The organism is Psychrobacter sp. (genome assembly GCF_036731945.1).
Lineage (GTDB): Bacteria > Pseudomonadota > Gammaproteobacteria > Pseudomonadales > Moraxellaceae > Psychrobacter.
The window spans coordinates 20,894-28,109 of the sequence record NZ_DAINDI010000016.1 but is presented as its reverse complement, the minus strand read 5'-3'; the positions used below and the strand labels follow the sequence as shown (position 1 = coordinate 28,109).

The 7,216-nt window shown below is 44.0% G+C and carries 6 protein-coding genes; all 6 read right to left on the bottom strand.

Features of this window, described 5'->3' with window-relative positions; genetic code table 11:
* Positions 1–351: DUF475 domain-containing protein (locus tag V7D75_RS04960; RefSeq protein ID WP_333613658.1), on the bottom strand; the 351-nt coding region annotated here is incomplete at its 3' end.
* Between the two features lie 279 nt (positions 352–630).
* A complete protein-coding gene (locus V7D75_RS04955) occupies positions 631–1,206 on the bottom strand; it encodes a TerD family protein (protein WP_333613657.1) in 576 nt (191 codons plus the stop codon).
* 240 nt (positions 1,207–1,446) lie between these two features.
* Entirely contained in the window at positions 1,447–3,744 is a 2,298-nt protein-coding gene (gene rlmKL, locus V7D75_RS04950) for a bifunctional 23S rRNA (guanine(2069)-N(7))-methyltransferase RlmK/23S rRNA (guanine(2445)-N(2))-methyltransferase RlmL (RefSeq protein ID WP_333613656.1), read from the bottom strand.
* Between the two features lie 218 nt (positions 3,745–3,962).
* Entirely contained in the window at positions 3,963–5,150 is a 1,188-nt protein-coding gene (locus V7D75_RS04945) for a mechanosensitive ion channel family protein (protein WP_333613655.1), read from the bottom strand.
* A gap of 238 nt (positions 5,151–5,388) precedes the next feature.
* Positions 5,389–6,885, bottom strand: coding sequence for a dihydrolipoyl dehydrogenase (locus tag V7D75_RS04940; RefSeq protein ID WP_333613654.1), 1,497 nt, complete (start codon positions 6,883–6,885; stop codon positions 5,389–5,391).
* Positions 6,886–6,956: 71 nt separating this feature from the next.
* A partial coding sequence (locus V7D75_RS04935) for a redoxin domain-containing protein (protein ID WP_333613653.1) occupies positions 6,957–7,216 on the bottom strand: 260 nt, incomplete at its 5' end.

Below are 7,216 nucleotides of genomic sequence, written 5' to 3'. Positions count from 1 at the left end.
TCTAGCTGAGTATTCTTTAGGATCGTTTAAGGCCAAATCGACCACTTGCATAACCCCAAGGTCAGCCGTCACTGCTACGATAACGATTGGGAATACCAAGCGCATCCCAAATACAGCAACTAAAATACCAACGGTTAAAAATATCTTTTTCCAAAATTCGTCCCAGCCTTTGAGGACTGAGGCGTTGACCACCGCATTATCAAAGGATAATGAAATCTCCATGACGGCCAAAATAGCGGTAATAGATAAGGTGGTTATCATACCGCCTATACCGCCGTGTGAATATCCCCACCATGCCGCGACTGCTAGGGCAATAATGGTGAAGATAAAGTCTAAATAAAAATGTCTCATGACATATCCTGTCTGGTTGCATAAAGCTAAAGTCGGTCTATTATAAACACAAACCACAAAAAAAGTGGTTATCGCTAACCACTTTTTTGCCTAATTTTAAACGAAACTTAAAGCATTACCAGTCTTTTAGCTAGAAATAATTGTGACTATTTTGCAACCATATTTTACTGGCAGAATGGCAAGGGATAGCGCTGCCATATTGCCCTAAGTTTCGGCGGTGTTTATATTTATGCATTGTTTTTAGTATGGGCTAAGTTGTTGGCAGAGGTTAATATCGAGTTAGATATTGACGCCATACTGATGACACATGGCTTGTAAGCCGCCTGAATAGCCTTGACCAACGGCGCGGAATTTCCACTCACCGTTATGACGATAAACTTCGCCAAACACCATTGCCGTTTCAACAGAGTAATCTTCTGCTAAGTCAAAACGTACCACTTCTGTGCCTGTTTCTTCATTAACCACACGGATAAAAGCGTTGGCGACTTGGCCAAAGTTTTGGCTACGGGCAGCAGCATCATGAATGGTGACCGTGACGACGATTTTATCGATATCAGCAGGCACTTGGGTCAGGTTTACTTTGACGACCTCATCATCGCCGTCGCCTTCGCCAGTACGGTTGTCGCCAGTATGCTCGATTGCACCATTGTCAGATTTTAGCTGGTTGTAAAAAATAAAGTCATGATCGCCGCGTACTTTACCAGCGGTATTTAGCAAAAACACGCTGGCATCAAGGTCGAACTCAGCGCCAGAGGTTGCGCGCTCATCCCAACCAAGACCGATAAGTAGCTTGGTTAAATTTGGGTCAGTTTTGGTGAGCGATAAATTACCGCCTTTATTTAATGATAAAGCCATGAGATTATCCTTGTTATTAGAGTGATTAAGGGTTTGATAGTTTGGTTATATCAATCAAAACGCTAGCAAAAGTGGGATTAAAGCGGTTAAAAATCTGTCGCTTAAGGGTTGCTAGGAACGTTCTATCATAGCAACAAAAAATGACCCAATCAAAGCTGATTGGGTCATAGTTATGTTTACGCCAAGACGGACTGGAAAAGACAAGGTTTAAATGCTGCTTTTATATTTAACCAAGCATCTCTAACGATGGCGAATCTCAAAACTTTGATGAATCGGCTTTTTGATATTAAAATCAAAACCTATCGTTTGTGGCGTGATATCAATAATGTCATAGCGTTCGGTTAATTGCTCATCGAGCTCAAAGCGCGTGAAGTTGTTGGAAAAATATAACACGCCATCAGAGGTTAAGCGGTTCATCGCACGATTAATAAGGGCAGCATGGTCACGCTGGACATCAAAGGTACCTTGGAACTTTTTCGAGTTTGAAAAAGTTGGCGGATCGATAAAGATAATATCAAATTGTTCCGTATTACCCTTAATCCACTCAAAAATGTCAGCGGCAACGAATTGATATTTATTGCTGCTGACATTTAAACCATTTAAAGCAAAGTTCTGCTTGCCCCAATCGAGATAGTTTTGCGACAAATCCACACTGGTGACTTTTTTCGCGCCAGCCAGTGCTGCGTGGACGCTCGCCGTACAAGTATAAGCAAATAAGTTCAGCACCGATTTGCCGCGGCTGTTGTCTTTGATACGGGCGCGCATATTGCGGTGGTCAATAAACAAGCCCGTATCGAGGTAATCGGTAAAATTGACGTACAGATAGGCGCCATTTTCGCGCGCAACATAAAATTTACCGCGTTTTTCGCTACTGCCTTGCTTGCTATATTGGTCATTGCCCGATTGGCGTGCCCGAGTTTTGATAAAAACTTGTTCGCGGTTAATATTGAGCACTTCGCGAATGCCCATCAAGGCCAAATTAAAACGTTTTTTCGCGGTCTCTACCGGAATGGTCTTTGGTGGCGCGTATTCTTGTACGTGTACGTAATCGCCATACAAATCAATCGCCACTTTAAAGTCAGGCAAGTCAGCATCGTATACGCGAATATTGCTGACAGTGTCTTTGCTAGCGAGTCTTTTAAGTTTGCCCAGATTTTTTTGCAAGCGATTAATAAAGTCTTGGCCTTCTTCCACGGCAATCTCGCGCTTCTCAAAGCGACTAATGAGGCTGCCTGTTTGCCCAGCAATCAAGGTACCGTAGCGGAAATAAACCGTGATTGCCCCATTATGGCAGCGCAAGGTTTTTGGCTCTTTAATGGGCAAGATATCAACCTGTTCGACATTGGCTGCCAAGATACCAAGCATCGGATTGACGCCACTACCCGCAAAGCTGTCTTGCAAAATAAGCCCAAGCGCTTGATATAGCGGCTTAATCATATCTTCATCGCCCAAGCGCTCACCGTAAGGTGGGTTGGTAATGACCAAAGGATTACTTAAGCGGCCATCATCGGCTAATGGCTTTAAAACGTGGCTGAGCTGATTAAGGGCGCGCGTTTCAAGGTCAAGTAGCGGCAATAAATCCTGCAAACCTGCGGCAATCAAGTTCTTTTCTGTCGCGAGAATTGCCCCACTATCGGCATCGAATCCCAAAACAAGCGGCAATGTATCAGGTTGTTCGTTGATAATCTCCAAGGCTTCACGAAAACGCGTCTGCGCATCATCAATCATTTGCAGCCATAGCGCTTCATCATGATGTTGCCATTGATAAAAGCCAAATTGATTGGCCGCTTTATCGATACCCACAGCATAATCGCAATGCATGAGTAGCGCTTCAATGATGAAAGTACCAGAGCCGCACATCGGGTCGATTAAGGCATTATAAAAAGGGGCATTACCAGCATCATTCTTTTTATGCCAACCTGCGCTATAAAGTAGCGCCGCCGCCAAGTTTTCTTTTAGCGGCGCTTCGGTCATGGCAACGCGGTAGCCACGGCGGTGCAAACTGGTACCTGATAAATCTAAATATAGCTCAGCTTGCTTGTCATTGACCGTCGCAAATACTGAAAAATCGGGATTTTTACTATCGACGTTAGGACGGCTGTCATACACTTCGTTAAAGGTATCGGCAATCGCATCTTTGATACGCAGCATGGCAAATTGTTGACTGACGGCAACGCGCTTATCAACAGACAGACGAATGGCGAACGTCTGCTCTAAGCTAAATTGCTCGGTCCAATTGACCGATTTTGCCAAGCCATACAGCTGTTCTGCCACATCGTATTCAGTATTGATGTTTTTACGTTTAATCAGCATCAATACCCGCGACGCCACCCGCGACCATAAACAGATGGTATATAGGTCGCGCAAGCTACCGGTGACCGACAAGCGTCCCGTACTTTTGATTTCGCTTGCAATGCCAAAGCTGCTTAGCTCAATTTGTAGCGGTGCTTCAAGCCCATCGGCACAAGTAATAATAAGGTCAAGCGACAACTCGGCTGCAGCGGTTGATAAGGAGTTGGGCGTGGTGGTTTCGGTCATACGGTTACCTGTGGGCTAAATTGATAAATAATGCACCTCAAAACGCTGATGTTTAAAATCTTGAGGCTTAAAATTATGAGGTTTAACTGGCAATTTTACCATAATTACGAAGTGGATAGTTTAAAGTGGCAGTGTTTATAGTGCTGTGTTTATGGTGCTGTGTTTAAAAGCTACGTTGAAAAAATGACGACTTACTGGGTTTTGAAATTATCGAGCCGTTATTCAGCATCTTTTTTTAATGAGTTGTCTTCAGTAATCAGTTTAGTCGTGGTTGCAAAGGATTTGGTGTCGATAGGAGAATCGACATTTTTTGGCATCAGCAGGCGCATATGCGGGTAGGGGGTTGAGATATTTGCCTCATCAAAGGCGCGTTTGATATTTTCCGTCAAGGCTTCTTTAATCTTTGGCATACGCGCAACGGCGGCGGGCTTGACCCAAAAACGGATAACAAAAAACACCCCATATTCGCCAATCTCGTCTACCGTCGCTGAGGTTTCAGGGCGCTTGAGTACTACTTCACTATCAGATAAGACTTGTAAAATGACTTCGCGCGCTTTATCGACATCATCTTCAAAAGCGATGCGCATGCGAATATCGAAACGAATAAAGTTTTTTGAGGTTAAATTGGTGACCACTGATGAGGCGACATTGGAGTTGGGGATGATGACGGTAATGTTATCGCGGGTCAAAATATGGGTCGTGCGTAAAGCGATGACCACAACTCGCCCTTCATTGTCATTGATGTTGACCCAGTCACCGACTTGAAAGGACTGTTCAAGTAAAATGGTAATGCCAGCGATAAAGTTAGCAAGCGTCGATTGGGCGGCAAAACCCACGGCAATACCAGCAATCCCCAAACCTGCTACCAAAGATACGATATCAAAGCCAAATTGTGCCATGACGCTGGCAAGACCGAATACCAATAATAGCACCGATAAAATATTTTTGAGCAGCTGTTCAATAGAGGCGTTTAGACCGTAATGCTGTAAAACCTTATGTATAATTTGTCCAGATGACGCCCATAGCACATAGTAAATTCCTGCCCACGTACTGGCTTTGGCTGTGGCTTTGACCGTATCTGGTTCAAAGCTTAGCTGACTCATAATAGCGATTAAACTGCTGACTATCCAAATATAGCGTAATACCGAGCGGGCGATTTTGGAGCGGCGCTCATTAAGACCAATGCGGCTTTTGCTTTTCTTTATAAGATAGATGGCGAGCCAATAAAAAAATCCCAATACTGCCAGCAGTATTAGGATTTTGATGGCCGTGCTCACCAGTTCTACTGATTTAGAAGTCCAGTCGAGTGAGTCTTCTTCGATGGAGCCGCCGATAGCAATATATAGGCTGGTGTGTAAGTCGCGAACAATCTCTCGAAAGAAGTCAGTAATACCAGCGATTGCCATTGTTTTATCCATGCAAAGTTTGGGTCTACATCAAATGAATCGTAAAAAGAGCTTATACTAAGATAATTCAGCTATAAAATCATCTAATAATAAAGTTTTAACGCTGAATTTTTAAGGAACAATCAGCGTAAACCGCGCAGCTCATTTTCGATCTGAGCTTAGCTGCGCGTAATAGCTTAGACCATATTAACGTTAATTTTAATAAAGATAATGTCAATAAAATAGATTTATCAGTCGATTAAAAAGTCCCTTCTTGAGTATCGTGATACTGATAAGGAATTTTCATCATACGCTGCACATCACGTAACGCCGTACGCAGACCTTCTAGTATCGTCGGATGATAAAAAGGCGTATCGAGCATGTCTTTAATACTCATATCATTGGTAATCGCCATCGCCAATATATGACCGATATATTCAGCGTCAGGGGCAACCATACTTGCGCCCAAGATTCTATCTGTCTTTTTGCAACCATAAATGTGCAGTAGACCGCAATTGACACCCATCACGCGGCTACGACCTTGATTATCAAAGCTGGCTTTTCCAATCACATATTCAAGCTCTGGATCGGCTTGTATTTCAGGTAGCGACATGCCGACATTGACGATTTGTGGTGAGCAAAAGACGATAGAAAACGGCGCGGCAGTTGGGCGGATATAAGCATCGCTATTGTTGTTACAGACCATACTACCCGCACTAAAACCTTCATCACTGGCAACGTGTAATAAAGGCAGATTGGCATTAGCATCACCAACAATATAAACTTCTAAATTGCCAATTTTACCCGTTTTTTTATCGAGCTGCTTTGGACGATTTTTGTCATCAAGCTCAACGCCTAGGTTTTCAACGCCTAGGGCAGCGATATTATTGCGTCGGCCCGTAGCGACCAGTACATACTCGCCCTGCCACTGGCGCGCTTCACCAGCGCTGTCTTCGTAATCGATAAAAGCCGCTGTGCCTTCGTTATCTACTGCTTGCTGACCGACATCGTTAATCTTGCTGCCCAAATGCATGGTCAGCTCACGATTTAAGCAATCAATGGCTTTGTTACTGATATCCTCATCTTTTAAACCAGCGACGCGTTTGTCACGATTAAAAAGCGTGACCTCGACACCCAAACGCGTAAAGGCTTGCGCAAGCTCCAAGCCGATAGCACCTGCGCCGACTACGGCTAGTGAATTTGGTAAATCAGCCAGCTCAAAAACAGTGTCAGAAGTCAATAAGGTTTTGCCGAGTTTATCAGCCCAATTATCGGGGATAAACGGCTTACTACCAGTCGCCACGATAATTTTATCGGCTTCGATGAGTTCATCATTGACCTCAATAAGACCTTGTTGATTGATGTAAGCGCGACCCGCTATTTTTGTCTCAGCAGGCCAGCTTTCCACTTGCTGTTGCACGTAACTGGCAAAATGATTGCGTTCGGCGCGAACCCGCTCCATCACTTGTTTGCCATCTATTTGAGCAGTAGCATGAATGCCAAACTCGCCAGAATGGTTGGTGTCATGGGCGCGATCGGCAGCAGCGATGAGAAGTTTACTCGGCATACAGCCGACGGCAATACAAGTCGTTGACCAATAGCCGTCATTAATAATGAGGACGTCGTCTTTTAGTTTTCTGGCTTGGCGAAAGGCGTTTTGACCGGCGGTACCGGCGCCGATGACCGCCACCGATACCTTGCGCGTCGCTTTTTTAACAGTGTTATTATCGTCGGTGCTGTCAGTCTGTTGATTCATATTACTCTCAAAAAAAAGGTTTTATCGTAGTCGATAGAGATAAATAAAATTGCCAAATAATCATAAAAATATTAGGGCGCGAGCGTGGCAAGTAAGCGTTCGGTATAGCCGGCTGCGCGTAAATTGCGCTGTGCATGGGTGAACGTGCCATTTTTATTAAAGACAAAGGTTGAACGTACAAGGCCTAAGCTAACTTTGCCATACATATTTTTTTCTTTAATTACATCAAAATATTGGCATAATTTCTCATCACTGTCGCTAATCAGAGGAATATGCAAATTGTACTTAGCGATGAATTTTTCGTGAGACTCAACGCTATCGCGCGACACAC

What these genes read in the sequence shown, in the direction of transcription:
- rlmKL (WP_333613656.1), bottom strand. Translation starts at nt 3,744, where the DNA reads ATGACCGAAACCACCACGCCCAACTCCTTATCAACCGCTGCAGCCGAG.
- V7D75_RS04955 (WP_333613657.1), bottom strand. Translation starts at nt 1,206, where the DNA reads ATGGCTTTATCATTAAATAAAGGCGGTAATTTATCGCTCACCAAAACT.
- V7D75_RS04940 (WP_333613654.1), bottom strand. Translation starts at nt 6,885, where the DNA reads ATGAATCAACAGACTGACAGCACCGACGATAATAACACTGTTAAAAAA.
- V7D75_RS04945 (WP_333613655.1), bottom strand. Translation starts at nt 5,150, where the DNA reads ATGGCAATCGCTGGTATTACTGACTTCTTTCGAGAGATTGTTCGCGAC.